25 protein-coding genes are annotated in these 24,318 nt (G+C 72.3%); 14 read left to right on the top strand and 11 right to left on the bottom strand.

Going from position 1 to position 24,318, the window contains the following annotated elements; all coding sequences use genetic code 11:
* The first annotated feature begins 271 nt into the window (after nucleotides 1–271).
* A complete protein-coding gene (locus tag HNR16_RS15955; RefSeq protein ID WP_158038835.1) occupies nucleotides 272–559 on the top strand; it encodes an HU family DNA-binding protein in 288 nt (95 codons plus the stop codon).
* A 71-nt stretch (nucleotides 560–630) separates the two neighbouring features.
* On the opposite strand, the gene HNR16_RS15960 is transcribed toward HNR16_RS15955, so the two are convergent.
* Together HNR16_RS15960 and HNR16_RS15965 are read right to left on the bottom strand one after the other, a co-directional pair.
* Entirely contained in the window at nucleotides 631–798 is a 168-nt protein-coding gene (locus tag HNR16_RS15960; protein WP_158038836.1) for a MetS family NSS transporter small subunit, read from the bottom strand.
* Nucleotides 795–2,378, bottom strand: a complete 1,584-nt coding sequence (locus HNR16_RS15965) for a sodium-dependent transporter (protein ID WP_158038837.1) — start codon at nucleotides 2,376–2,378, stop codon at nucleotides 795–797. The genes HNR16_RS15960 and HNR16_RS15965 overlap by 4 nt, the downstream gene beginning before the upstream one ends.
* A 152-nt stretch (nucleotides 2,379–2,530) precedes the next feature.
* On the opposite strand from HNR16_RS15965, the gene HNR16_RS15970 reads away from it, so the two are divergent.
* The 4 genes from HNR16_RS15970 (at nucleotide 2,531) to HNR16_RS15985 (ending at nucleotide 8,246) form a co-directional block, all read left to right on the top strand.
* On the top strand, nucleotides 2,531–4,699 hold the full coding sequence (locus HNR16_RS15970; protein ID WP_225737706.1) for a bifunctional copper resistance protein CopD/cytochrome c oxidase assembly protein: 2,169 nt from the start codon (nucleotides 2,531–2,533) through the stop codon (nucleotides 4,697–4,699).
* Nucleotides 4,696–6,063, top strand: coding sequence for an ATP-dependent DNA helicase (locus tag HNR16_RS15975; protein WP_158038838.1), 1,368 nt, complete (start codon nucleotides 4,696–4,698; stop codon nucleotides 6,061–6,063). Before HNR16_RS15970 ends, HNR16_RS15975 begins: the two co-directional genes overlap by 4 nt.
* 210 nt (nucleotides 6,064–6,273) lie before the next feature.
* Nucleotides 6,274–6,912 (top strand): YceI family protein, encoded by a 639-nt coding sequence (locus tag HNR16_RS15980; RefSeq protein ID WP_179558301.1) that lies wholly within the window; start codon nucleotides 6,274–6,276, stop codon nucleotides 6,910–6,912.
* Between the two features lie 62 nt (nucleotides 6,913–6,974).
* Nucleotides 6,975–8,246 carry a YceI family protein gene (locus HNR16_RS15985; RefSeq protein ID WP_179558302.1) on the top strand — a complete coding sequence of 424 codons (1,272 nt, stop codon included), beginning with the start codon at nucleotides 6,975–6,977 and terminating at the stop codon, nucleotides 8,244–8,246.
* Between the two features lie 18 nt (nucleotides 8,247–8,264).
* Here the strand turns inward: HNR16_RS15985 and HNR16_RS15990 are convergent, their stop codons facing one another.
* Nucleotides 8,265–9,197 carry a 2-hydroxyacid dehydrogenase gene (locus tag HNR16_RS15990; RefSeq protein ID WP_158038841.1) on the bottom strand — a complete coding sequence of 311 codons (933 nt, stop codon included), beginning with the start codon at nucleotides 9,195–9,197 and terminating at the stop codon, nucleotides 8,265–8,267.
* A 129-nt stretch (nucleotides 9,198–9,326) separates the two neighbouring features.
* Between HNR16_RS15990 and HNR16_RS15995 the strand changes: the two genes are divergently transcribed.
* The 3 genes from HNR16_RS15995 (at nucleotide 9,327) to HNR16_RS18675 (ending at nucleotide 10,598) form a co-directional block, all read left to right on the top strand.
* Nucleotides 9,327–10,064 (top strand): enoyl-CoA hydratase/isomerase family protein, encoded by a 738-nt coding sequence (locus HNR16_RS15995; RefSeq protein ID WP_158038842.1) that lies wholly within the window; start codon nucleotides 9,327–9,329, stop codon nucleotides 10,062–10,064.
* A gap of 99 nt (nucleotides 10,065–10,163) precedes the next feature.
* The gene (locus tag HNR16_RS16000; protein WP_158038843.1) at nucleotides 10,164–10,361 is read left to right on the top strand and encodes a hypothetical protein; all 198 of its coding nucleotides are present in this window, start codon (nucleotides 10,164–10,166) and stop codon (nucleotides 10,359–10,361) included.
* Between the two features lie 102 nt (nucleotides 10,362–10,463).
* On the top strand, nucleotides 10,464–10,598 hold the full coding sequence (locus HNR16_RS18675) for a hypothetical protein (protein WP_263971447.1): 135 nt from the start codon (nucleotides 10,464–10,466) through the stop codon (nucleotides 10,596–10,598).
* 32 nt (nucleotides 10,599–10,630) lie between these two features.
* Here HNR16_RS18675 and HNR16_RS16005 read toward each other — a convergent pair whose 3' ends face one another.
* Entirely contained in the window at nucleotides 10,631–11,803 is a 1,173-nt protein-coding gene (locus tag HNR16_RS16005) for an acetyl-CoA C-acyltransferase (RefSeq protein WP_158038844.1), read from the bottom strand.
* A 287-nt stretch (nucleotides 11,804–12,090) separates the two neighbouring features.
* On the opposite strand from HNR16_RS16005, the gene HNR16_RS16010 reads away from it, so the two are divergent.
* The 4 genes from HNR16_RS16010 (at nucleotide 12,091) to HNR16_RS16025 (ending at nucleotide 13,557) form a co-directional block, all read left to right on the top strand.
* Nucleotides 12,091–12,246 carry a hypothetical protein gene (locus tag HNR16_RS16010; RefSeq protein ID WP_179558303.1) on the top strand — a complete coding sequence of 52 codons (156 nt, stop codon included), beginning with the start codon at nucleotides 12,091–12,093 and terminating at the stop codon, nucleotides 12,244–12,246.
* A 115-nt stretch (nucleotides 12,247–12,361) separates the two neighbouring features.
* Nucleotides 12,362–12,598 (top strand): hypothetical protein, encoded by a 237-nt coding sequence (locus HNR16_RS16015; protein ID WP_158038845.1) that lies wholly within the window; start codon nucleotides 12,362–12,364, stop codon nucleotides 12,596–12,598.
* 96 nt (nucleotides 12,599–12,694) lie between these two features.
* Complete coding sequence (locus HNR16_RS16020; RefSeq protein WP_179558304.1) at nucleotides 12,695–13,357, top strand: DsbA family oxidoreductase; 663 nt, start codon at nucleotides 12,695–12,697, stop codon at nucleotides 13,355–13,357.
* Nucleotides 13,354–13,557, top strand: a complete 204-nt coding sequence (locus HNR16_RS16025) for a hypothetical protein (protein WP_158038847.1) — start codon at nucleotides 13,354–13,356, stop codon at nucleotides 13,555–13,557. Before HNR16_RS16020 ends, HNR16_RS16025 begins: the two co-directional genes overlap by 4 nt.
* 46 nt (nucleotides 13,558–13,603) lie before the next feature.
* Here the strand turns inward: HNR16_RS16025 and HNR16_RS16030 are convergent, their stop codons facing one another.
* Both HNR16_RS16030 and HNR16_RS16035 read right to left on the bottom strand, forming a co-directional pair.
* Nucleotides 13,604–15,325, bottom strand: a complete 1,722-nt coding sequence (locus HNR16_RS16030) for an amidase (RefSeq protein ID WP_158038848.1) — start codon at nucleotides 15,323–15,325, stop codon at nucleotides 13,604–13,606.
* On the bottom strand, nucleotides 15,322–16,362 hold the full coding sequence (locus tag HNR16_RS16035) for an agmatine deiminase family protein (RefSeq protein WP_158038849.1): 1,041 nt from the start codon (nucleotides 16,360–16,362) through the stop codon (nucleotides 15,322–15,324). The genes HNR16_RS16030 and HNR16_RS16035 overlap by 4 nt, the downstream gene beginning before the upstream one ends.
* A gap of 195 nt (nucleotides 16,363–16,557) precedes the next feature.
* Here HNR16_RS16035 and HNR16_RS16040 point away from each other — a divergent pair, with 195 nt between their 5' ends.
* A complete protein-coding gene (locus HNR16_RS16040; RefSeq protein ID WP_158038850.1) occupies nucleotides 16,558–17,169 on the top strand; it encodes a TetR/AcrR family transcriptional regulator in 612 nt (203 codons plus the stop codon).
* 216 nt (nucleotides 17,170–17,385) lie between these two features.
* Here the strand turns inward: HNR16_RS16040 and HNR16_RS16045 are convergent, their stop codons facing one another.
* Complete coding sequence (locus HNR16_RS16045; RefSeq protein WP_158038851.1) at nucleotides 17,386–19,059, bottom strand: DUF4190 domain-containing protein; 1,674 nt, start codon at nucleotides 19,057–19,059, stop codon at nucleotides 17,386–17,388.
* Nucleotides 19,060–19,378: 319 nt separating this feature from the next.
* Here HNR16_RS16045 and HNR16_RS16050 point away from each other — a divergent pair, with 319 nt between their 5' ends.
* Entirely contained in the window at nucleotides 19,379–19,738 is a 360-nt protein-coding gene (locus HNR16_RS16050) for a hypothetical protein (protein WP_158038852.1), read from the top strand.
* A gap of 811 nt (nucleotides 19,739–20,549) precedes the next feature.
* Here the strand turns inward: HNR16_RS16050 and aroQ are convergent.
* The 4 genes from aroQ to HNR16_RS16070 form a co-directional block, all read right to left on the bottom strand.
* Nucleotides 20,550–21,014 (bottom strand): type II 3-dehydroquinate dehydratase, encoded by a 465-nt coding sequence (gene aroQ / locus HNR16_RS16055; protein WP_158038853.1) that lies wholly within the window; start codon nucleotides 21,012–21,014, stop codon nucleotides 20,550–20,552.
* Nucleotides 21,015–21,143: 129 nt separating this feature from the next.
* Nucleotides 21,144–21,527: a hypothetical protein gene (locus HNR16_RS16060; protein ID WP_158038854.1), complete on the bottom strand. Its 384-nt coding sequence runs from the start codon at nucleotides 21,525–21,527 to the stop codon at nucleotides 21,144–21,146.
* A 171-nt stretch (nucleotides 21,528–21,698) separates the two neighbouring features.
* Nucleotides 21,699–22,658: an aldose 1-epimerase family protein gene (locus HNR16_RS16065; protein ID WP_225737707.1), complete on the bottom strand. Its 960-nt coding sequence runs from the start codon at nucleotides 22,656–22,658 to the stop codon at nucleotides 21,699–21,701.
* Nucleotides 22,655–24,265: a hypothetical protein gene (locus tag HNR16_RS16070; protein WP_158038855.1), complete on the bottom strand. Its 1,611-nt coding sequence runs from the start codon at nucleotides 24,263–24,265 to the stop codon at nucleotides 22,655–22,657. The genes HNR16_RS16065 and HNR16_RS16070 overlap by 4 nt, the downstream gene beginning before the upstream one ends.
* Nucleotides 24,266–24,318: the final 53 nt, after the last annotated feature.

A 24,318-nucleotide genomic window follows, 5' to 3' on the forward strand; every position in this document is an offset into this window, starting at 1 on the left:
GGCCTGGAAGGCACCGAGTACGCGCCGTCGCACCGGCCTCACGGGCCCGCAGATGCCCCGTTTGCTGGAAAACTGCGGCGAAATGAGCCCGAATCACGGCGTGTTCCGCGAATTGACGGGCCGAACGGCCCGCCGCTGATAGCGTTTCGACCGTTGCCACCGCTAGCGCGGCCGCGGAATCCCGCGGGCGTCGGGATCCCCCGGGCGCACACGGCAACAGCAACCGAACCTGCAACCGCCATCGGGCGGAGTACGTCCTGAAGGAGGACCCATGGCAGACAAGACCGTGAACAAGACCGAACTCGTCGCCTCGATCGCCGCCGAGACCGGCCAGAGCCAGGCCGCCGTGAGCGGTGTGCTCGACGCGCTCTTCGCACAGCTCGCCGCGAACGTCGCCAAGGACGTCAAGGTCACGATCCCCGGCTGGATCTCGGTCGAGCAGACCGCCCGTGCCGCGCGCACCGGCCGCAACCCGCAGACGGGTGAGGCCATCCAGATCGCGGCCTCGAAGGGCGTCAAGATCTCGGCCGGCTCGAAGCTCAAGGCCGCCGTCAAGTAGTCGACGCGACGCACGAAGGGCCGCCCCGTGAGGGCGGCCCTTCGTGCGTTCCCGGTGGTGCGGGTGCGCGATCAGGTGTCGCGGGGGATCGGGCCCGCGTCGAGGCGCTCGTCGTCCTCGCCGCCGGGTGGGAAGCTCGTGACGTTCGGGCGGCGGCGCAGGAAGACGATGCTCGCCGCCGATCCGCCCCACAGGAAGATCGCGGACAGGACCAGCACGGTGATCGCGATGGGAGTCATGCGCCCGCCTCCGTCCGCTCGCTCGAGGTCGGTGTCGGCGGATACGGCGGCCACGGCGTGAACTCGTCCGGCGATCGGACCCAGCGGAAGGCCGTGAGGACGATCGCCGCGATGATGCAGAACACGATCGTCCCCCAACCGAACGTTGCCAGGTACCAGCCGGGCATGTCCGAGTAGCCGTCGAGGACGAGGTCCTTGATGCGCTCGTAGAGCATGTACGTGAGCAGGACGGGTGCGAGCACTGCGACGAAGAACAGCCAGATCCGGCCGACCTTGAACGTCGAGACCGCGTTGAGGTGGTACTCGAGCTCACGCCCGCGGCGCAGCACCCAGAACACGAGCACCGTCACGACGACGGCCGAGAACTCGATGCCGATGTTGTTCGCCCACTCGTCCATGACGTCGAGCGCGAGGAGTCCGGTCGTGGTGGAGAACAGCAGGATCGACAGGACCGCGCTCACGGCTCCCACGACGACGGGGGCGCTGCGCGAGGTGAGCCCGAACTTCTCCTGCACGCCCGCCGAGACGACCTGCAGGATCGAGATGAGCGACGTGAAGCCGGCGAGCACGAGCGAACCGAAGAACAGGCAGCCGAACAGCGGGCCGCCCGGCATCTGCGAGACGATCGCCGGGAAGGTCATGAACGAGAGCCCGACGCCCGTGATCCCATCGAGCTGATCGATCGTGGTGCCCTGCTGGAACGCGAAGAAGCCGAGCGTCGCGAAGACACCGATCCCGGCGAGCAGCTCGAAGGAGCAGTTCGTGAACGCGACGACGAGGCCGGGTGTCGTGAGGTTCGCGCGTCGCTTGCGGTACGACGAGTACGTGACCATGATGCCGAACGCGATGGAGAGCGAGAAGAAGATCTGGCTGTACGCCGCGATCCACACGCTCGGGTCCCCGAGCGCCGCCCAGTTCGGTGTGAAGAGCGCGTTGAGGCCGTCGACGGCACCGTCGAGGAAGAGTGCACGCACGACGAGGACGAGGAAGGCGACACCGAGCGCGGGGATCGCGATGACGTTCGCACGTTCGAGCCCCTTCTTCACCCCCGCCGCGAGCACCGCGATGACGGCGACCCAGACGAAGACGAGCGGGATGAGGACGCCGGGCACGAACGTCGTGCTGAGGCCGGGTTCGCTCACCTGCAGGTACTCGTCGGTGAGGAAGGACGTCGGGTCGTCGCCCCAGCGCAGGTCGAATGAGAAGACGAAGTAGCTCAGCGCCCAGCCGATGATCGCCGTGTAGTAGAGGCCGATGACGAACGCGATCGCGACCTGGAACCAGCCGAGCGACTCGGTGAACCGACCGATGCGTCCGCCGATGCGGCGGAACACCGTCGGCGCCGAGCCCCGGAACCGGTGGCCGAGCGCATAGTCGAGGAAGAGGATCGGCAGCCCCGCCGTGACGAGCGCGATGAGGTACGGGATGAGGAACGCCCCGCCGCCGTTCTCGTACGCGACGCCGGGGAAGCGCCAGATGTTGCCGAGGCCGACGGCGGAGCCGATGGCCGACATGATGAACCCGAATTGACCGGTCCATTGCTCCCGTGGCGGGGCGGCGGTCGAGGGGGCGGTGCTCATACGATCTCCGTTCGCGGCGGTGCGAGAATTCAAGATGCCCGACGCTATCAGGCGGTTTCCGCCGTGTGCGACCGCGGAGCGTCGATCGGTCCTCGATCGATGGTGGCGATGCGCGAGTCGGCCGGTCTCGTCGCGCGTAGGCTGGAGGCACCATGCCCAGAAACGACGAGGCGGCGCCCACGGCCGACGAACGCGCCCCGGCGTCCACCGCGGCGACGCGGCCGGCGACGAGCGGGACGCTTCGCGCGACCGGCGGGATCACCGCGGCGTGGACGCCGGGAGCGATCCGGTTCGTGCAGTTCGGGCCCGCCGCGCTCCTGGCCGCGGCCCTCGTCGCGATGCTGCTCGGGCTCGGCTTCGGTGGCGGCGCCGCAGCGGTCGCGCTCGCCGATCCCGGCCCGATCGTGCGCTGGGGGCTCCCCGTGCTGCGCCTCGCGTACAACCTGACGGCCGCGGTCACGATCGGTGCGCTCGTCTTCGCGTCGTGCGTCGTGAGCCGGACGGGCCCGGAGTTCGAGCGGGTCATGCGCATCGCCTCCGGTGCCGCGACCGCGTGGACCGTCGCGACCGCCGGTGCCGCGTTCTTCACCTACCTGCAGATCAGCGGCGTCCCCCTCTCCGCGAGCGCGGAGTTCGGGGAGCAGCTTCGCTTCTTCTTCACCGAGATCGACCTCGGCCGACTGTGGCTGCTCGATCTCGGCATGATCCTCGTCCTGTCCGTCGTCGTGTTCGCGGTGCGGTCGATGTGGGGCGTCGGTCTCTCGACACTCCTCGCGCTGTTCGCGCTGTGGCCGCTCGCCTCGCAGGGGCACGCGGCCGGTGCGGCGAACCACGAGACGGCGATCGGCGGCATCACGCTCCACTACACGGGTGCCGCCGTGTGGCTCGGCGGTCTCGTGCTGCTCGCCCTCGTCACGCCCGCGCTCACGCCCGCGCGCCGCTACGACGTCGTGCGTCGCTTCTCCGGCATCGCCCTCGTGTCGTTCGCCGTCACGGCGTTCTCGGGCGTCGTCGCCGCCGTCATCAACGTCGGATCGTGGGCCGCGCTCACGGAGCCGTACGGCGTGCTCGTCGTGCTCAAGGTCGTCGCCCTCATCGGCCTCGGCATCTTCGGGGCGCTGCAGCGCAGGACGCTCATCGGGCGCATGCGGCCCGCGGAGGACGGCACGGCGAAGCGCGCGCCGCTCGCGTGGCTCATCGGACTCGAACTCGCGCTCATGGGGGTCGCCGCGGGGCTCGCCGCCGCACTCGGCCGCACGCCGTCGGTCGTGCAGGACGTCACGGCGGAACAGCTCGCCGATCCGTCGCCGGCGCAGCTGCTCTCGGGCAACGAGCTGCCGCCGCCGTTCGAGTTCTCGCGGCTGTTCACCGAGTGGCGCCTCGACCCGATCTGGACGACGCTGTGCGTCCTCGGTCTCGCGCTCTACCTCGTCGGGGTCGTGCGCCTGCACCGCCGCGGCGACCGGTGGCCCGTGCTCCGCACGATCTCGTTCACGCTCGGCATCCTGCTGCTGCTGTACCTCGTCAACGGGGCGCTCATCGTCTACGGACAGTTCCTGTTCAGCGCGCACATGAGCCAGCACATGGTGCTCTCGATGATCACGCCCATCTTCCTCACGCTCGGCGCGCCCATGACGCTCCTCCTGCGCGCCGTGCCCGCCCGACACGACGGTTCGACCGGTGCCCGCGAGTGGGCCATGTCGATCATCCACTCGCGCTTCAGCCGCTTCTTCACGCACCCCATCGTCGCGTCGGTGCTGTTCGCCGGATCGCTGCTCATCTTCTACTACACGCCCCTGTTCCGCTGGGCCGTGACCGATCACGTCGGACACATGTGGATGGTCGCGGACTTCCTGATCGTCGGCTATTTCTTCACCCAGTCGCTCATCGGCATCGACCCGATCCCGAACCGCGCCCCCTACCCGCTGCGCCTGCTCGCACTCGTCCTCGTCATGACGTTCCACGCGTTCTTCGGGCTCAGCATCATGACCGGCACGAGCCTGCTCATGGCCGATTGGTACGGCGCGACCGGCAGGACGTGGGGGCCGGCGACCGCGCTCGACGACCAGCAGCTCGGCGGTGCGATCTCGTGGGGGCTCGGTGAGTTCCCGACCGTGATCCTCGCGCTCCTCGTGGCGATCGCCTGGTACCGCTCCGACGAGCGCGAACAGCGGCGCACCGACCGCCGCGCGGCCCGCGACGGCGACGCCGAGCTGAAGGCGTACAACGAGCAGTTGCGCGCGCTCGCGGAGCGCGATCGGGCCGCGGACGAACGGCGAGGCGGGGCGCGGGGGACGACATCGACGGGGGACGACGCATGACGATCACGCTGACCCAGGAACAGCAGGCGGTCTTCGACGCGATCGAGCACACGCGCGACCACCTCTTCGTGACCGGTCGCGCGGGCACGGGCAAGTCGACGCTGCTCAACCACCTCTCGTGGCACACCTCGAAGCAGCTCGTCATCTCGGCCCCGACGGGCGTCGCGGCGCTCAACGTCGGCGGGCAGACGATCCACTCGCTCTTCAAGCTCCCGATCGGCGTCATCGGTTCGTCGCCGATCGAACAGAACGGCGACGTGCGGAAACTGCTCAACACGATCGACACGCTCGTGATCGACGAGGTCTCGATGGTGTCCGCCGACCTCATGGACGCGATCGATCGTTCGCTCCGGCAGGCCCGGGGGCGCAAGGACGAGCCGTTCGGCGGCGTGCAGATCGTCATGTTCGGCGACCCGTTCCAGCTCGCGCCGGTGCCCCCCTCGCACGGCGACGAGCGGGCGTACTTCCGCGACCACTACCGCTCCCTGTGGTTCTTCGACGCGCGCGTGTGGCTCGAGACGGAGCTTCGCATCCACACGCTGCGCGAGATCCACCGACAGCACGAGGACGAGTTCAAGCAGATCCTGACGGGCGTCCGCTACGGACAGGTGACGGCCGAGATGGCCGGCCGCCTCAACGAGGTCGGCGCCCGTCCGGCGCCGAGCGACGGGACGATCACGCTCGCGGCCCGCAATGCGCAGGTCACGCGCATCAACGCCGAGAACCTCGAGCGTCTCGCGGGGCGCTCGATGACCGCGAAGGCCGAGATCACGGGCGACTTCGGCGGCCGCAACTTCCCCGCCGAGGAGTCGCTCGACCTCAAGGTCGGCGCCCAGGTCATGTTCCTCCGCAACGACGTCGACAGCCGCTGGGTGAACGGCTCGATCGGCGAGGTCACGCGCATCGACCGGACCGTGTACGTCGAGGTGGACGGCGAGGAGCATGAGGTCGAGCCGATCGTGTGGGAGAAGCTCAAGTACTCGTACTCGGCGGTCACGAAGGAGCTGAAGCGCGAGGTCGTCGGCGAGTTCACGCAGTTCCCGCTGCGGCTGGCGTGGGCCGTCACGATCCACAAGTCGCAGGGCAAGACCTACGATCGCGCGATCGTCGACCTCGGCGCGCGCGCGTTCTCGCCGGGGCAGACCTACGTGGCGCTCTCCCGCATCCGCGCCCTCGACGGGCTCTACCTCTCGCGCCCCCTGCACCCGCGCGACATCTTCGTCGACGAGGACGTCATGCGCTTCATGCGTCAGGTCGCCGCCGCCCAGCGGGCGCAGGCGGCCGGGACGACGTCGACGCCCGCTGTGCCGGCCGGTGCCGTCGACGCGGAACGGAAGGACCCCGCGAGCAGCGCGAGCGCGTGAACGCGCGGCGTCGAGCCGATGAGCCGGCGTCGTCGCGAACTGCGAATCCCCCGAGCACCTGGACGCGTCCGGCGTGCTCCGGGCGAGCATCGACCGACGTCACGCAGCCTTGCAGAGCGGCGCCCGGCGGCCGACGGTACGGGAGACGCGGGCGTGATGCGTGGTGGGGGCCACGATCATGCCGCGGGGACACGCGAGGGGGGAACCAGCATGCACGACGACGGGGACGCCCGGCGGCCCGGGACGAACGGGTCGCGCGGGAGGGGCGAGTGGCAGCGGGGGACGTGGGCGTGCGACCCACGCCGCTCGTCGGTGCGGTTCGAGGTCGCACTCCTCGGCATCGGTCGTGCTCGAGGGACCTTCGAGCGCTTCGACATCGCCATGACCACGGGCGACGCGCTGCCGGACACCTCCGCGTCCGTGGCCGTCGACGTGGCCTCCATCGAGACCGGCGACCGGGCCCGGAACGAGCAGCACCAGGCCGCCGACGTGTTCGACGCCGCGCACCATCCGCACATGACGTTCGCGTCCGGTGCGGTGCTCGTGGACGAGGGGGAGGGGTCGATGGCCGTCGAGGGACCGTTCACGCTGCGGGGCGTCACGAGGACGGAACGCTTCGCCCTGGACGTCGACGGGCCGGTGACCGCGGACGACGGCGTCCCGCGGCTCGCGCTGTGCGCCCGGGGAACGATCGATCGGCGCGACTACGGCGTTCGGTGGGCGGCCGTGACACCGACCGGCGAGTTCCTGCTCGGCGACCGTGTTCGCGTGCGGATCGACGCGATGATGGTCCTGCGCACGTCGGCCGCGGTGGGGCGCGCTTTCGCTGACCGGGGGGACAGGGCATAGTGATGGTGCACCGCCCGCGGCAAGCACCGCGCCGGACGGGAACGGTGCCAGAAGGAGTGAGCGTGACGCGAGCAGTCGACTCGAGGCATGATCGGATCGTCGGCACCTGGGTGGCGGAGCAGTCGCGGAGCCGGATCGAGTTCCGGATCGGCCGACGACTCGTCGGCAGGTTCGAACGATATGCCGCGATCGCGAAGACCGCCGCGGACCCCGCGGACACCTCGATCCGTATCGTCGTCCACGCGGCCTCGTTCCGGACGGAGGAGGGCCACGATCGCGGTGACCGCCTGCGTTCGATCGTGGTGCTGCGCTCGAACGAGTTCCCGAGCATCACCTATCGCGCCTCGGATTTCGAGCGCACGGACGACGGGATCGTCGCGCACGGCGAGCTGACCGTCAACGGCATCGCACGACCGTTCGACGCCGTCGCGGACGTCAGCCGACCGGTCACGGACGAGGACGGCCGGACGCGTCTCGCCCTCGGGCTGCGCGGCACGGTCCGGCGTGCTGACTACCGCCTCGGCGCGGGGCTGGAGCGGCGGGTGCGCGACGTCGACGTGACCGTCCGGCTCGTGTTCGTCCTGCAGGGATCCGCCGGACGGCTCGCCCCCGATGCGTCCGGAACGGCCGATGGGCCGGCCCACGCGACGACGACCGCGCGCGAGGCGGCGACGCGCGCCGGGACACGCGAGGCCGACACGGTCGGTGCGGTGTCGTCCGACGCGGGAACGGCTCCGGTGACTTTCGTCGCGAAGCTCCCGCCGCGCGCCGACCGCCGCGATCACGACGCGGAGCGGCCGGCCCGCCGGGCGACCCCGAGCGGCGCCCCGGCGGGCGAGGACGCGACGCGCGGGACACCGTGGGCGCCGGGTCCGACGACCGTGGCCCCATCCGATGTGGCCCCGTCGACCGAGACGACGACGGGCGAGGCGACGCCGAGCGAGACGACGGTGACCGAGGCCCCGGTCGCGTTCGACGGAGCCGGCCGGCAGGAGGCCATCGGGACGATGCGCTGGCGGACCGCGGCCGACGACCACGACGGAACTGGCGCGGCGAGTGCGCTCCCGAGCGGGTCGTCGGTCGCCCCGCACGAGCCGGCCGGCGCGTCCGGGACGATCCCGCCCCGGACGGACGAGCCGGTGGTGATCGGTGCGGCCGACATCACCGAATCGGGCGCGACCGCATCGGGCACCGCCGCACCCGGCACGGACGCCGAGTCGCTCCGCGCGACCGCGACGGCCGGGGCGTCCGAGCGGCCCCCGGCCCTGGCCGCGGTGCCCCGCTCGCACGGTCGTCCGTTCTGGCGGCGACTCCTCGACCGGTTCGGGCGCTGAGCCGTCCGGCCCGCGCGCTCAGCCGCCCAGGACGACGTTCACGGGTGCCTCGTCGCGCACGAGCCGGTCGATCTGCTCGAGGACGAGCGCGCGGAGCCGGGGCTGCATCGCGGTCGACGCGCCACCGACGTGCGGCGTGATGAGGACGTCGTCGAGCGCCCACAGCGGGTGCCCCTCGGGGAGCGGCTCGGGGTCGGTCACGTCGAGGGCGAGACGGATGCGACCGCGCCGTACGTGATCGACGAGTGCGTCCGTGTCGGCGACGGGGCCGCGGGCGGCGTTCACGACGAGTGCGCCGTCGGGGAGCGCCGTGAGGAACGTGTCGTCCACGAGGTGACGCGTCGCGTCGGAGAGCGGGACGACGACGATCACGACATCGGTCTCGGGCAGGAGCGCGGGGAGCTCGTCGATGCCGTGCACGTGGCGACCGTCGACGTCGCGAGCGCGTGACGCGACGACGGTCACGTCGGTCTCGAACGGTGCCAGGCGGTCGGCGATCGCACGCCCGACCCCGCCGTAGCCGAGCACGAGCACCCGCTGGTCGGCGAGGCTCCGCGAGAGCCCGAGCCCCGTGCCCCACACGCCGCGCTCCTGATTGCGCACGTGCAGTGGGATGCGTCGCTGCGAGGCGATGACCATGCCGACGGCGAGCTCGGCGGTCGAGGCCTCGTGCACGCCCGCCGCGTTCGCGAGCACGTGCCCGGCCGGCAGGCGCTCCGCGTAACCGTCGTAGCCGATCGACGGACTCTGCACGAGGCGGGTCTCGACGCCGTCGAGTCGGTCGAGCACGTCGAGTGCCGACATGTAGGGCAGGACGACGAGGTCGATGCGTGATTCGGGGGCCGGGCCCTGGAGGTCCCACTCGATGACGCGCACGCCGGCGGGCGGATCCAGGCGTTCGAGCTGCTCGGTGGTGGGGACGCTGACGACGAGGTCCTGGTCGGTCGGCATGGGGCTCCCTCTCGTGGGTGCGGGGACGGGGTGACCATGTCAGCGTAGGTGGCGCGGCCGACTCGTGTCCCGGCGCCGCGTGCACGAGGATGGTGTGGGCGCGACGACGCGTCCGGACGGAGGAACCGCATGATCGGGACGAGTATCGAGGACGGCATCGCGACGGTGCGGATCGACGACGGCCGCCTCAACGTGATCGACCTCGCGGCCATCCGCGAGCTCGCCGCCGCGGTCGAGGCGCAGCGCGACGCACGCGCGATCGTGCTCGTCGGCGCACAGCGGGCCTTCTCGGCGGGCGTCGACCTCGCGGGGCTGCTCGCCGCGCCGCTCGCGTACACCGAGGAGTTCCTCGAGGCGCTCGAGTCGTTCGTCGTCGCGCTGTACCGCGTGGAGGTGCCGACCGTCGCCGCCGTCACGGGGCACGCGATCGCGGGCGGCTGCCTGCTCGTCGCGGCGTGCGACGTGCGGGTCATGGGCACCGGCCGCATCGGGGTCACCGAGAGCCTCGTCGGGTTCCCGATCCCACCGGCCGCACTCGAGGTGCTGCGGGCACGCACCGGGGTGCGCACCGAATCGCTCGTGCGCACGGGAACGACGCTCGAACCCGCCGAGGCGCTCGCGGCGGGCCTCGTCGACGAGGTCGTCGAGCCCGGACGCGTCGTCGATCGCGCACACGAGGTGGCGCGCACCCTCGCCGCATCGCCGCCCGCGAGCTACGCCGTCCAGAAGCTGATGCTCCGCGCCGACACCGACCGGCGCATCGAGGACGCCCGGGCCGCGTTCGGTGATGCCGTGCGCGAGACGTGGCTGAGCGATGCGCCGCGCGCTCACGCGGCGGCCTACCTCGCGTCGCTCACGCGGCGCTGACGACCGACTCCCCACCGTGGTCCCCATGCCCCGAGGTCACGGGGCACCGGCGCCGCACGCCCTCTGACAGGCTCGTGCGGGACGTTCGGAGGGGGACGCATGCTGATCTGGACCCGTTGGGGGTGGCTCATGGTGCTCATCGCCTTCCTGGTGTGCGGGGTGACCGCCTCGATCGTGCGTGGCATCGCGACGTGGGTCGCGGCACGGACCTATTCGGTGGCCCCGGAGGCGGTCACCGCGGGGATCGCCTTCGTCATCACGGGTGCACTCGTCCACGTCGTCGCGCTGACCCTGTAAGCGCGGTTCCTGGACGCGCCCGCGTTCCGGACGATCGACGTCCCCCTCGAGGAGCCCTACCGCGACGAGAGCGGCCGTGCGATCGCGTTCCGCACCGTCGAGGTGCTCGACGAGCGGACCGGACGGCCGATCAACGATCGTCGGGCGTCCACGATCTTCTTCGTGCCCGTCCGCTACTGGGGTGCGATCCTGGCCATCGGCGGCGTGGGGTGCATCATCATGGGGCTCGTGGACTGACGAGCCCGGACGGTGGTGCGGAGCGGTGCCGCTCAGCGGGCCCGCAGCACGATCGCCGAGCCCTGGCCGCCGCCCCCGCACAGCGCGGCGGCACCCAGGCTGCCCGTGCCCAGGGCCCGCAGTTCGCGAGCGAGCGTGCCCACGACGCGCGTGCCGGACGCGCCGATCGGGTGCCCGAGCGCGATCGCGCCGCCGTGCGGGTTGACGATCGCCGGATCGATGCCGAGCGTCGCGGTCGAACGGACGGCGACCGCCGCGAAGGCCTCGTTGATCTCGACCGCCCGCAGCTCCGCCGCGTCGGCACCGATCCTGGCGAGCGCCGCGACGATCGCGTTCGCGGGCTGTTCGTGCAGCCTCGTGTCGGGGCCCGCGACGAGCGCGTGCGACTCGACGGTCGCGATACCGACGAGCCCGAGCTCGGCCTCGACCTCGCGGCTCACGAGCACGAGTGCGGCCGCGCCGTCGGTGATCTGCGAGGCGTTGCCCGCCGTGATCGTGCCGTCCTCGGCGAACGCCGGGCGCAGCTTCGCGAGCGACTCGACGGTCGACTCGGGACGGATCCCGTCGTCCGCCGAGACGAGCGTCGCGCCCCGGCGCGACGGTACCTCGAACGGTGCGATCTCGCCCGCGAGGAACTCCGCGCTCGCGGCGGCGCGCGCGTGGGAGGCGGCGGCGACGGCGTCCTGCACGTCACGCGCGATGCCGAGCTCGCCGTTGCCGTCCTCGGTCTCGGCCCCCATCGAACGGTGCGCGAACGCGTCCGTGAGCCCGTCGTTCTCGAGCGTGTCGACGAGCTCGATCGCGCCGTAGCGCTGACCCGCGCGCGAGCCCGACCACGCGTGCGGCGCGAGCGACATCGACTCCTGGCCGACCGCGACGACGACGTGCGCCTCGCCCGCGTCGATGAGGCGTGCCGCCTCCGCGACCGCCTCCGAGCCCGAGAGGCAGACGGCGTTGACGGTGATCGCCGGGGTCGTGAGCGGCAGGCCCGCCGCGACGGCCGACTGCCGCGCGGGGTTCTGCCCGACCGCCGCCTGCAGCACCTGACCGGCGACGACGCGGTCGACCCGATCCGCCGCGACGCCGGCACGCTCGAGGGCCGATCGGATCGCGTGCGCGCCGAGGTCGGTCGATCGCACGGTCGCGAACTGCCCGTTGAAGCGGACGAACGGCGTCCGGGCGTATCCCACGATGATGGCCGACATGCGGCGACTCCTCTCCGGCGGTGATCCCGGCTGCCCGGAAGTCGTCCGCGTCATGGCCCGGCTCCGTCGCGGCCGGACGGGTTCCATCATCGCCCACCCGCGGGGCCGGGCGACGTCGGCCATGGGGTTCTGCACGTCCACCGCGCGTCGTCGCCCGGATTCTTGCGGTCGGTCCACAACGGGAGGTCTCGAACGGGCCACGATCCGGCGAGCCGCGTTGTCGGCCCGTCGGGCGGCTGCCATGCTCGGCGCATCCCCCACACTCCGATCCCCAGTCAGGAGTCATCATGGCCGAGGTCATGCAGGGGCGCGTCGAGCGCGCCCCCGAGTACACCGTCACACCACTTCGCCAGATCGAACGCGACCGCCTCGCCGAGCGCCTGCGCTACCTGGCGGACTACGGCGAACGTTCGGGCGACGAGCGCGCCCGCCGCATCGCCTGAGAGCTCGCAACCCACCCGGAGCGCTCCGGGATCCCGCCGCGACGAACCGGATACATCCAGCTTCGTGGTGGCACGCTAGAGACGTCTCCGAATCCCCCACCAGGAGTCTTCCCCCATGACGAACGTCTCCGAGCGTCCGCGGTCCGCCGTCGACGCCGAACACGAATCCACGACGCGAGAGCCCGATCGGCTCGGTGCCGCCCTGCGCTACCTCGCCGCCTATCGGCCCGCGCCGGCCCCGGACGCGGCCGACGTCGCCGATGTGCGCCACCTCATGGCCGCGCCGAGCCGCTACCAGCTCGCCGCGAAGCGCGCGACGAGCTGGACGGGCGGCCTCGACCGCATCGCCTGAGCGACACGACGCCCGGCGGAATGTGCGCGTGCTCGCGTACGTTCCGCAGGGAGTCGGTGCACACTCTCAGGCGTCGACGGATCGATGGGAGATGGTGTGCGGATCGAGATCTGGGCCGATGTCGTGTGCCCCTGGTGCGGCATCATGAACGAACGACTGAATCGCGCGCTCGCCCGGTTCGGGCACGACGACGAGGTGGAGGTCGTCCACCACGCGTTCCGGCTCTCGCCGGAGTTGCCGGAGGACCACGGCTTCGCGGTGACCGAGCGCATGACCGCGAACGGACGCATGAGCGAGGCGGATGCCGTCGCGGCCTCGACGCGCATCGAGGACATCGCGCACGAGGACGGCATCGAGCGGTACCACGTCGCCGACGGCTCGACCGGGAACACGATGCGCATGCTCGAGGTGCTCGCGTTCGCGGCGTCCCGCGGCATCGATCGCGCCGCGTGGGACGCCGCGTTCCACGCGCACTTCGGAACGCGACGAGACATCTGGAACCCGGAGGCGCTCGCCGACTTCGCCGATTCGATCGGCGTCAACGGCGACGAGGCGCTCTTCGCGCTCCACACCCGCCGCTTCGCCGAGCAGATCGAGGCGGATCAGGCCAGGGCGGTCGCGCTCGGCGCGCAGGGGGTGCCGTTCGTCGTCGTCGACGGCCGGTACGGGATCTCGGGCGTCCAGTCGGTCGACACGCTCGTCGACGTGTTCGAACGCGCCCTGGCGGCCGAGGACGACATCGAGGCGGTGAGTGCATGACGAACGACGTGACGTCGCACGAGGAGGTGCCCGAGCGCGAGGGCTTCGCCCCGCTGCGGATGGTGGGCGAGCCAGCGGCAGGCATGTGCGGGCCGCTCGGCTGCATGCTCCCGCCGTCCGAGGCCATCGGTGCGGAGGAGACGGCGCGCGACACGGCGACCGGCTCCGACGGCGTGGTGCCGGACGACCCGCACGCCTGAGGCACCGTCGTTCGGCGCGCAGCCCCCTCCTCGCGGTCGCCCCGTCTCAGCCGAGACGCGGCGTGCGCGGCGGTTCCGTGCGTCGCTCGCCCGTCGCCTCGAACGCGGCGGCGAGCCGCAACAGCGCCGTGTCGTCGTAGGCGCGCCCCGCGAACGTGAGGCCGACCGGCATGCCGATGTCGTCCAGCGTGCCCATGGGCACCGTCACGGTCGGGATGCCGAGGTGCCGGACGACGAGGTTGCCGTTCGCGACCCACGTGCCGTTGCGCCACGCGAGATCGGCCGATGCCTCGTTCACGTCGGTGTCGGCGGGGCCGATGTCGGCGACCGCGGGGAACACCACCGCATCGAGTTCGAGCTCGTTCATCCACGCCTCGAGATCGAGCCGTCGCGTCTCCTCGAGCGCACGCAGGCCGTCCGGGAGTTCCGGGAACTCGAGCGGGTCGGCATCGGGGTGCGCGGCCGCCCAGGCCGGGTACTCGGCGATGTCGTCGTCGAATCCCGTGTAGCGGTCCGGCAGGGCACCCGGTGGTGGCGGGAAGATGGCCGCACCGTCGACGAGTTCGAGCCGGTCGAGCGCGGGGTCGCCGTTCGCGCGCAGGAAGTCGTCCCACGCCCACGCCGAGAGGTCGACGATCTCGTGCCGCAGGTAGGCGGGCGACACGAGCCCGCGCGTCGCGATCGTGGGCGCGCCGGGGCGATCGCCCTCGTAGTTCGAGACGGCGGGGAAGTCGACCTCGACGACCTCGGCGCCCGCGGCCTCGAGGTCGCGCCGCGCGGCCTCCCAGCGGGCGATGACGGAGGGCCGCGTCTCGATGCGGCGCCCCGTGGGCCCGCCGATCCCGGGGTGCTCCGAGGTGCCGGCGTCGGGGTCGGCGTTCACGTACATGCGCGGGACGCCGATCCGCGTGCCCGCGAGGGTGCGGACGGCCGCGTCGCGATCGTCGGGCGCGAGCGCGGCGTACGAGTCGGGCCGCAGCTCGGAGCTGCGGGGGATCTCGACCCACGGCTGCACGCGCCAGAAGTCGCCGCGCGTCTCGGGGTCGTCGGCGACGACGACGTCGAGCACCTCGAACAGATCGCGCATCGTGCGCGTGTGGGGCACGACGACGTCCATCGTCGGGACGAGCGGCCAATTACCGCGCACCGAGATGACCCCGCGCGAGGGGGTGTACGCGCACAGCGCGTTGTTGGATGCGGGCCCGCGGCCCGAGGACCACGTCTCCTCGCCGAGCCCGAACGCGGCGAAGCTCGCGGCGGTCGCCGTGCCGGAACCGTTGGAGGAGCCCGAGCCGAACGGTGCCGTGAGGTAGTCGGCGTTGTACGGGCTCTCCGCGCGCCCGTACTCGCCGCGCTGCATCCCCCCGTTGGCCATGGGCGGCATGTTCGTGAGGCCGAGGCAGATGGCGCCGCCGTGCCGCAGCCGTTCGATCGTGAACGCATCGCGCTGGGCGACGAGCCCGGCGAACGCTGGGCTGCCGGCCGCGGCGGTGAGGCCCCGCACGAGGTAGCTGTCCTTCGCGGTGTACGGGATGCCGTCGAGCGGCCCGAGCGTCTCGCCCGCCGCCCGGCGTGCATCGGCGGCCTCGGCCTCGGCGAGCGCGTCGGGGTTCGGCACGACGAGCGCGTTGAGTGCCGTCGGGGAGTCCGGCGCGTCGTAGGCGGCGATGCGGGCGAGGTAGGCCCGCACGAGGTCGACGGACGTCGTCTCACCGGTCTCGAGTGCCTCGCGCAGGCGGGCGATGGGGGCCTCGACGACGTCGATCACGAGCGGCTCCCGACCGTCGGCTGCTGCTGCGTGATGCAGTGGATGCCACCGCCACGCGCGAAGATCGGCCGCGCGTCGACCGAGACGATCTCGCGCTCGGGGTAGGCCTCGGCGAGGACGGCGCGTGCGTCCGCATCGGCACGGTCCTCGCCGAACGCGCACGCGATGACCGCGCCGTTGATGACGTGGTGGTTGACGTAGCTCCAGTCGACGAACCCCTCGGCGTCGCGCAGGGTCGCGGGCGCGGGCAGATCGACGACCTCGAACGAGCGCCCCTGCGCATCGGTCGCGGCCGCGAAGTGCTCGCGCAGCGTGCGGCTCACCTCGACGTCGGGGTGACCAGCGTCGCGCTGCGAGTGCAGCAGGACGCGGCCGGGCGAGGGCATCGTCGCGACGATGTCGACGTGCCCGTTCGTGCCGAACGCGTCGTAGTCGCGCGTGAGGCCGCGGGGGAGCCACACGAACGCCGTCGCGCCGAGCGTCCGCGCCATCTCGGCCTCGACGCTCGCCTTCGTCGCGTCCGGATTGCGCCGGGGGTCGAGCTGGACGGTCTCCGTGAGGAGCACCGTCCCCTCGCCGTCGACGTGGATGCCACCGCCCTCGTTCACGAGGTCGGAGTCGACGAGTTCGGCACCGGCCTGCTCCTGCACGAAGCGGCCGAGTTCGGCCGACTTCTGCCACTCGGCCCACGGGGGTGCGCCCCAGCCGTTGAAGACCCAGTCGACGGCGCCGAGCACGCCCGGGCGTTCGTCGTCGACGACGAACGTCGGGCCCGCGTCGCGCATCCAGAACTCGTCGAGGGGCGCCTCGAGCTGCGTGATGTGGGAGCCGAGCATGCGTCGGGCACGGTCGCGCTCGGAGGGGTCGACGACCATCGTGACCTCCTCGAACTCGCCGATCGCGTGTGCGACGTCCGTCCAGGCGCGGTACCCCTCCTCCCGGTCCGCGGTCGATTCGCCGAGCGTCACACCGACGCGGGGAAAGGCCATCCAGGTGCGATCGTGCGGAGCGGTCTCCGCGGGCATGCGCCAGGTCATCGGTCCTCCGTGGAACTTATATTGATCGAGTGATCAATTAGGATGACGGTAGTCGAAGCGACCCGGGGAGTCAACGAACGAGCGACTGCGGATTCGCTGGGCATCGGCGTCGCCCCGGGGCGTTCGGTGAAGCGCTCGCGGCGCCCGATCGAGCCATCCCCTACCGTTGGGGCGAGGGAGAAGGAGGTGGGCGGTATGGCGACGACTCCGAGGGTCCGCCTCAGTCCCGATGAGCGGCGGAGCGAGATCGCCGAGGCGGCGAAACGCATCGCGCTGCGGGACGGCATCGGTGCGCTCACGCTCAGGCAGGTCGCGGCGGGTGCGGGCGTCACGCCCGCGCTCGTCGCGCACTACGCGCCGAGCATGGAGGAACTGGTGGCCGACACGTTCGCGACCGTCGTCGGGGCCGAGCTCGCGGAGCTCGAATCCCTCGTCGCCGACGTTTCCGACGCGAGCGAGCGGCTTCGTCTGCTCCTGCACACACTGCTCGACGGGCGTCGCGACGACGTGACGCTCGTGTGGGTGCAGGCGTGGGCGCTCGGTGGACGCAACGACGTGCTCGCGGCGCGCGTGCGCGAGCACATGGATGCGTGGCAGGCGTTCATCGCCCGCACGATCGAGCTCGGCATCCGCGACGACGCGTTCCCGCCGGGCGATGCCGGTGAGGCCGCGTGGCAGATCCTCGGCATGATCGACGGCGTGAACGCGCAATCGCTCGTCCGGTGGCGCGATGACGGTGAGCGCTTCCGGCTCATGCTGCGTGCCGTCGAGGGCGTGCTCGGGCTGCCCGCCGGCGCGCTGGCCTGAGTCGAGGGGGCGGCGCCGGAGGTGTGTGCCGAGGTCGGTCGTGCGGTGAGCGCCGACTTCGACGCGGTCATCGGCGCGCTCGCGGTCGCGGCGGAGCGATGAACGGAACGACCGCCACGGCGGTCGGTCCCGTCGCGGTGCGTCGCCGCGAGGTGGTAGCCGGTAGCGACGGCCCGCTCGCCGTCGCGCGCCCGCTCGCCGCCGCGGTGACGTCCGTCAGGCGACCGTGATGGTCCACGGCCCCGCGGCGCGCACGGTCACGAGCGACGCGCCGCTCGGCCAGTTGACCGACCCCTCGTACGCGCCGATCGTGTTCAGCAGGACCTCGGTGTTCTCGGCGTACCGGCGGACCGAGAAGCTGCCCGTGCCCGTATAGCCGATCGTGGCGATCCCGCCGGGACCGTCGTAGCGGAGCACGGTGTCGGACGTTCCGGACGTCTGGTCCCCGAAGGTCTCGAGCGCCTCGATCGAGCGGATCGTGACGGTCCAGGCGCCCTCGGTGATGATCTCGAGCGACACGTCGCCACTCGTCTGGTCGCCGGGCGTGACGTCGTCGCTCGAACCCGAATCGGTCCCGGCGTCCGGGGCCGCGGTCGGGGGTGGAACGGCGTCGAACGCGACCGTCCCGTCGTACGGGCCGAGGGCGTCCACGAGCTTCTCGAGTCGTTGGCCCGCCGAGCCGAGCGACCAGACCTCGATCGGGACCTCCGCCTCCGTGGCGGAAACGAGCACGATGATCGGCTGGTCGAGTCCGTCGATCGGTTGGATCGGGAGGACGGCGGAGCCCACGCCCTCGTGTACCACGTCGGCGGGCACGGGTGGTGCCTCCGGCTCCTGTGTCTCGACCGTCGTCGGTTCGGGCGTCGGCGTCGTCCCCGCGAGCACCGTTCCGGCGATCGCATCGAAGACCGCGGTGAAACTGACGAGGACGGCGATCGCGAGCGCGACCGGCCCGAGCACCGTTCCGGCCACGGCGGGGAATCGCGGTGCGGCACGACGCACGAGTGCGATCACGCCGAGAATGATCGCCACGACCGCGGGGATCCACGACCACGCGCTCGTGAGCGGGAGGATGGCCGCGCCGACGGCACCGAGGCCGATGACGAGCGCGAGGACGCCGAGCACGCGGGCGGCCGTGCCGCCACGACGTGACGCGGCGGCGTTGGCCGGCTCGGGCTCGTCCGGCGCCTCCCGGGTGGGTCGTTCCGGAACGTGTTCGTGGGTCGGATCGGCAGGGGGCCAAGTGGCATCGGGAGTCGCGGCTCGGGCATCCGACGTCGACGGCCCGGCGGGCGCGGGACGCCATTCCGGGGCGGCCGGCGAATCGCCGAGCGCGTGCGGATCGTCGAGCGGACCGGGCGCGTCGAACGGCGACGGCGGACGCTCGGACGTCGTGACCGGCCGCCGCGTCGGGACGGGTGCGTGCGGCGCGAACCACGAGTCGAACGGCGAGTCCCCGTCGCTCGGTGACGCCGCACCGGGTTCGTCGGAACCGTCGTCCGCGTCCGTGACCGTCCGGGCGTCGGCGTCCGGCGACGCCGATGTGCCGGTCGGTTCCGCCGCGAGGGGGTGGGCGTCGTCGGCCGACGCGGCGGGCGCGGCAGCGAGGAGGTCACCGGAGCCGCCGGCCGCCGGGGCGCTCGCGGACGGTCCGGCGGCGTCCGGTTCCCGGCTCGGGGCACCGACCGGGTCGTGGTTCGCGAACGGGGCCCGGGTGTCCGGGAAGTCCTGGGGGCCGAATGGCCCGGTGGCGGCGTCCCGCCCCGGAGTACCGAACGGTTCCGGTGCGGCCAAGGGGTCGCGGGCGCCCGCGGAATCCGGGGTGGCGGGCGGCCAGGAGGTGTCGAATCGCTCGGGAGTCGTGCGCGGTTCGGGCGCGGTGAGCGCCACAGGAGTGGCGAACGGTTCGGGCGGGGCCACCGGTTCGGGCGCGGTGAATGGCCCGGGCGTCGCGAATGGTTCGGGCGCGGTGACCGGTTCGACCGGTTCGGGCGGGGTGAGCGCCGCGGGAGTGGCGAACGGTTCGGACGGGGTGACCGGTTCCGGCGCGGTGAATGGTCCGGCAGGCGGCCGGGAGTCCGGGGCGTCGGGCGGCTCCTGAACCGTCCGGGGAGCCCCGACGGAGGACGCCTCGGCCGTCGGCGGCCACCACGTGTGGGAGTCGTCGGCGACGGTGTCCGCGTCCCGGTCGAACGATCGATCGCCGTCCGTGGGTCGCACGGTCTCGTGGGGCGGTCCGAACCACGTGGTCGATGCCGGAGCCGAGTTGCCGCCACTGCCGGGAGGGGCCGAGATCTGCCGCGACGCGCGGTCCGCCTCGGACGACGAGCTGTCGCCCGGGGGCTCGAGCCGCGGCGGGTCGGGACGCACGAAGGACGGGGGCGGGACGATCGTGGCGGGGCGCGAGGACACGTCCGACGGCCACGCCGACGGCGCCGGTGCGGAAGAGAGCGTTGGGGGATCCTCGGGCGGTGGACCGGGGGCGTCGTCCGGTGACGTCGGCGCGTTCCCGGTCCGCTCCTCGAACGGTGGGACGGGTGACCCCGGCGGGGACGGCGTCGCATCGTGACCGCGGGTGGGTGTCGACCACGGGGATTCCGGTGCCGCGGCGTCGGGCCAGAGCACGTCGTCGAAGACATCGTCCGCGGGGGCGACCGCATCGGCGTCCTCGCGCCACCGACGTTCGCTGCCCGCGGGTGCGGGTGTGGGTGCGGGGGAGGGGGCGGGTGCAGATGCCGGGGTCCCCGCTGAGGACGGCGCGGCGATGCGATCGGGTGCGGGCCCATCGGTCGGTGTGGGGTCGGGTGCCCCCGCGACGTGGCCGAGTGCTGGTGCAGGCGCCACCTGCCACGCGGGCGTGTCCGCTCGTACCGTCTCCTCGACCGGTGTGGGGTCCGGGCGACGCGGTGCCCTCGGAATCGTCTCGGAGGAGATCTCGTCGTCGTGCACGGGACCGTTGCCGGCCGCCTCAGGAGCGGGACCGGTATCGGCGCGTGGCTCGTCCGCTGGGGCGACGGCCTCCGCGCCGGGACGTTCGGGCGCATGAACACGTTCGGGCGTGACCCCGTCGTCGGTGGATCCAGTCGTCGGTGACGGGCCGAACAGCTCGGGCGCAGGTGCGGCGAGCGACGAGAAAAGCGAGGGCCCCTCCGGGCGCGGCGCCTCGTCCTCGGGATGCTGTCCCATGCGGTCTCCTCTGGTGGGCGACTCCCGATCGTGCGGGACGATCGACGGCTGGAATTCGGCGGCCGGAACGGAGGTCGTGCGATCGCTCCGTCGTCGACCGTGGGGCACCGTGCGGCACGTGCCGCACCACGCGGCAGTGCGAGCCTATCGGGCCCGGAGCGCGTGGCACACGCGGGGTGACGGCGTGACCGTCATCATCCGCCTCGCCCGTCCCGGCCCCGCTCCGCGAGGCCTCGGATCGCGAGCTCGTAGCCGCCGGTCCCGAAGCCCACGACGATGCCGATCGCGACGGGAGAGAGGTAGGAGTGGTGTCGGAACTCCTCACGGGCGTGCACGTTCGACACGTGCACCTCGATCGTGGGCACGCTCGCGCCGACGATCGCGTCGCGCAGGGCGACCGAGGTGTGCGTGTAGGCGCCCGCGTTGAGCACGACGCCGAGCGCCGAGCCGGCCGCCACCTCGCGCCCGATGTCCTGCAGCCAGTCGACGAGCGTGCCCTCACTGTTGCTCTGCCGGAACACGAGCGCGTGGCCGAGCGAATCGGTGAGCGTCCGGCAGCGTGCCTCGACATCGGCGAGCGTTTCGTGGCCGTAGACCTCAGGTTCTCGCGTCCCGAGCAGATTGAGGTTCGGGCCGTTGACGACGTGGATGGTGGGCATCGTGCTCCTCAACTGCTGCGTCGCGGTCGACCGTCGGGGTCGAGTGATGCGTTCGAGCCTAGCGAGCGCACCGTCGCGGCGGCGCGCGCGGGCGACGCGATTATCGCGTCCGCACCGGATGCCCCGACGTCAGAAGAGGTGGTCGATGACCGCGATCCCCACGGCGACCGCCGCGAGCGAGAGGGCGGTCACCACGAGGGCCGTGCGACGCGTGCGACGTCGGATCGCCACGGCGGCGAACGCGATCGAACAGACCCACGGGACGACCGCGAGCAGCACGGGCACCGGTTCGAACGCGAGCAGGACGGCCGCGACGCCGAGGAGCACCGCGAGGAACGCGAAACGCCCGCCGCGCGGGGCGCAGGCGAGCGCATAGGAGGTGGGGACGGACACGTACGGCTCGTCGACGGCTGCGGGAAGGCGCCTGATCGAATGCCTGATCGCGGGCATCGGGGTGGTCATCGGCGTGGCGCCGTCGAGGCGCTCCGCGCTCGTGGATGGGACGTCTGGCACGCACGCTCCTCGGTCGCTTCGGCCGGGAACACTGCTCGGTTTCGGCCCGATCGATCGGGCCGGCGCGGAGGTCGCGGCAATGGGGGGAACCGGCCACCTGGACAGCCGGTGGACAGAGCATATACGTTCGCCGGGAATCCCGCGCGGCCGGTTCGTCGCGGCCGCGCGGGGTCAGGCGAACGGCGGGAGCGCGGCGATCCGCCACCCCGCGGTGAACGTCCCGCCGGGTGGGATCTCGGCGAGATCGGTGCCCGAGTTGAAGGCGTCCGGCGGGCACGTCATCGGCTCCACCGCGAGGCCCGCGCGGTGCATCGCGGTGCCGGGAAGGTCGGAGCTGTAGAGCTGCACCCACGCACACGCGCGGTCGAACACCACGGCGACGCCCGCTCCGTCGTCCCCGCGCACCTCGACACGGGCGTGGCCCGTGGCGTCGCGTTCGATGCCGGTGGACGTGTGGTCGAGGACGGCCGCACCGATCGGTCTGGGCTCGCGGAAGTCGAACCGTTCCGGATCGACCTCGACGTCCACGAGACCGAGCGGGGCGAGTCGCTCGTCGGTCTCGAGGACGTGCGATGCGGGGAGCAGCAGCTCCCATTCGTCGACGGGCCCCGGCCCCGCGACGAGGTAGGGGTGCGGCCCCGTCCCGAACGGTGCGTCCACGGTGTCGAGATTCCTCGCCTCGACACGCTGGCGCAGGCCGTGACGGTCGAGCTCGAACGTGCTGCGCACCTCGACACGGAACGGGTAGCCGGGCTGGGGCTGGATCGTCGCCGCGAGCACGACCCGTGCATCCGTGCGCTCGACCGGCTCGAAGTCGAGCCACGCGACGAGTCCGTGCAGCGCATGCCCGCGCTCGGGCTCCGTGAGCGGGAGGGCGTGCGTGATCCCGTCGCGTTCCCAGCGGCCGTCGACGATGCGGTTCGGCCAGGGCGCGAGCGTCGCACCCCGCCACGCGGGGCGCACCTCGTCGGCCGCGAAGGGGACGACGAGGTCACGCCCGTCGTGCTGCAGCGTGCGCAGTGTCGCGCCGATGGTCGCGACGGTCGCGACGTAGGCGCCGGAGTGCAGCTCGAGCTGGCCGCCGGACCGCGGCACGCGGCCGGCGTGGTCGTCGGGTACGGATGCGCTCACCCCTCCGTCGCCCCGTCCTCGCCGAGCTGTTCGGCGGGGGCGGTGCCCTCGGGAGCTGGCGCACCGTCGGTCGCGTCGGGCTCGGTCGAGGGCGACTCGACCCCGTCCGGCGTCGCGGCCGGGTCGACGCCCAGGGCCGTCGTGGCGCCGGGCAGGATGTCGAGCGTCCAGGCCTCATCGCTCTCGATCGAGACGACGAGGGGGCCGGCGGGCCACAGCTTGCTGAACACGAGGAAGTCGGAGCCGTAGACCGACCAGCTGTCCTCCGTGCCGAGCAGCTCGACGTTCACGTACACCGGTTTCTCGAACGTGAAGGTGCTCACGCCCGCAGGACCGTCGTAGTACAGGAACGCGTCACCCTCGCCCGAGACGGTCGTGTCGAACGTCGGAAGACTCGTCACCGAGCTGACACGGATGCTCCAATCGCCTTCCGCCTCGATCTCGAGGCCGAGCGCTTCGCCGGAGGACGACCCGTTCACGATGCCGCGGGCGGTGCCACTGCGGTAGATCGAGGCGACGGAGGTGCCGTAGCCGTCGTCGACCAGTTCGTCCGCGAACAGGCTGCCGCTCGGTCCCTCGTAGGTGATGTCGACGACGGCCAACGAGCCGGGACCGTCGGGCATGGGGAAGCGCACGTCCGCGTCCCCGGAGCCGTCGATGACGAACGGCTCGCCGTTCGCCGAGGTGGCGGCCGGGTCGAGCGTGTCGTCGGCGACCCCGCTCCCGGTCGGAACCGTGAGTGAGGTGGCCACGAACAGGATCACGCCGACGAGCGCGAGTCCGCCCGCGATGAGCGCGCGGATGCGCCGGGCGCCCCCGTGTCGGAAGGGCGGCAATGCGAACACGGCCGTGAGCGTGACGAACGCCCACAGGAACAGTGGCGAGATGAGCGCCATGAACAGCGCGGCGAGGCCGAAGAACATCGCGAGGATCGAGTGGTCGCGGGGCGTGCCGGGCTGCTCGGCCGGCTCGGCCTGCTCGGCCTGCTCGGGCGGGTCGGACCTCGGGGTCCAGGCTGGGGCGTCCGACGAGGCCGAGCTGTCGTGATTCCCGTCCCGCTCGTCGTCCCACCCGTGGTCGTCGTCGTGATCGTCGCTCCCGGACGACGCGAGCTCGGTGTCGGTGTCGCGTCCGGCGGGTGCGTCGCGGTGTCCCTCCGGGCCCTCGGCGGCCGCGGGGGGAACGGCGCCCCCGACGTCCGCGGGCGAGTGTCCGTCGCGATCGATCGCCCCCTCGGTGGTGACCGCATCGCCCGACGACGCGGCGCCCCAATGACCGAGCGGGCTGTCCGGCTCGGCCTCGCCCGGCGCGGCGACGGGGTCGGGCGCGTCGGATCCGGCCGTGTCGGATCCTGCCGTATCGGCAGCGGGTGCATCACCGTCCGGAGCGTCGCGCTCGTGGTCCGATCGGCCGTCGTGGACACGGGCATCGACGTCCGCGCCGTCGTCCGTGTCCGGTGTGGCTCCGGCCTCCGTCGCCGGGCGTGACCACGAGCTGAGGAAGTCGGGCGCACGGTATCCCGTCGGCGCGCTGTAGTCGCGGTTCGAGTAGTCGACGCGCCCCGTGGGCTCGCCATCGGTCTCGTCCGGCTGTCGTGCGTCCGGCACCGGGCACCTCCGTGTTACGGGTGGGCACCCGTCCTGGTGCCCGCTCGCGGCGA

Origin of the sequence: Pseudoclavibacter chungangensis, from assembly GCF_013410545.1 — a bacterium.
Classification (GTDB): Bacteria; Actinomycetota; Actinomycetes; order Actinomycetales; family Microbacteriaceae; genus Pseudoclavibacter; species Pseudoclavibacter chungangensis.

Bases quoted from the DNA above. Each gene is read 5' to 3' on its own strand.
- HNR16_RS16005 (WP_158038844.1), bottom strand. From the start codon at position 11,803: ATGTCGGCCATCATCGTGGGATACGCCCGGACGCCGTTCGTCCGCTTC.
- HNR16_RS16035 (WP_158038849.1), bottom strand. From the start codon at position 16,362: ATGACCTGGCGCATGCCCGCGGAGACCGCTCCGCACGATCGCACCTGG.
- HNR16_RS16015 (WP_158038845.1), top strand. From the start codon at position 12,362: ATGACGAACGTCTCCGAGCGTCCGCGGTCCGCCGTCGACGCCGAACAC.
- HNR16_RS15970 (WP_225737706.1), top strand. From the start codon at position 2,531: ATGCCCAGAAACGACGAGGCGGCGCCCACGGCCGACGAACGCGCCCCG.
- HNR16_RS15975 (WP_158038838.1), top strand. From the start codon at position 4,696: ATGACGATCACGCTGACCCAGGAACAGCAGGCGGTCTTCGACGCGATC.
- HNR16_RS15955 (WP_158038835.1), top strand. From the start codon at position 272: ATGGCAGACAAGACCGTGAACAAGACCGAACTCGTCGCCTCGATCGCC.
- HNR16_RS15980 (WP_179558301.1), top strand. From the start codon at position 6,274: ATGCACGACGACGGGGACGCCCGGCGGCCCGGGACGAACGGGTCGCGC.
- HNR16_RS15960 (WP_158038836.1), bottom strand. From the start codon at position 798: ATGACTCCCATCGCGATCACCGTGCTGGTCCTGTCCGCGATCTTCCTG.
- HNR16_RS16040 (WP_158038850.1), top strand. From the start codon at position 16,558: ATGGCGACGACTCCGAGGGTCCGCCTCAGTCCCGATGAGCGGCGGAGC.
- HNR16_RS16000 (WP_158038843.1), top strand. From the start codon at position 10,164: ATGCTGATCTGGACCCGTTGGGGGTGGCTCATGGTGCTCATCGCCTTC.
- HNR16_RS16025 (WP_158038847.1), top strand. From the start codon at position 13,354: ATGACGAACGACGTGACGTCGCACGAGGAGGTGCCCGAGCGCGAGGGC.
- HNR16_RS15995 (WP_158038842.1), top strand. From the start codon at position 9,327: ATGATCGGGACGAGTATCGAGGACGGCATCGCGACGGTGCGGATCGAC.
- aroQ (WP_158038853.1), bottom strand. From the start codon at position 21,014: ATGCCCACCATCCACGTCGTCAACGGCCCGAACCTCAATCTGCTCGGG.
- HNR16_RS16010 (WP_179558303.1), top strand. From the start codon at position 12,091: ATGGCCGAGGTCATGCAGGGGCGCGTCGAGCGCGCCCCCGAGTACACC.
- HNR16_RS15965 (WP_158038837.1), bottom strand. From the start codon at position 2,378: ATGAGCACCGCCCCCTCGACCGCCGCCCCGCCACGGGAGCAATGGACC.
- HNR16_RS15990 (WP_158038841.1), bottom strand. From the start codon at position 9,197: ATGCCGACCGACCAGGACCTCGTCGTCAGCGTCCCCACCACCGAGCAG.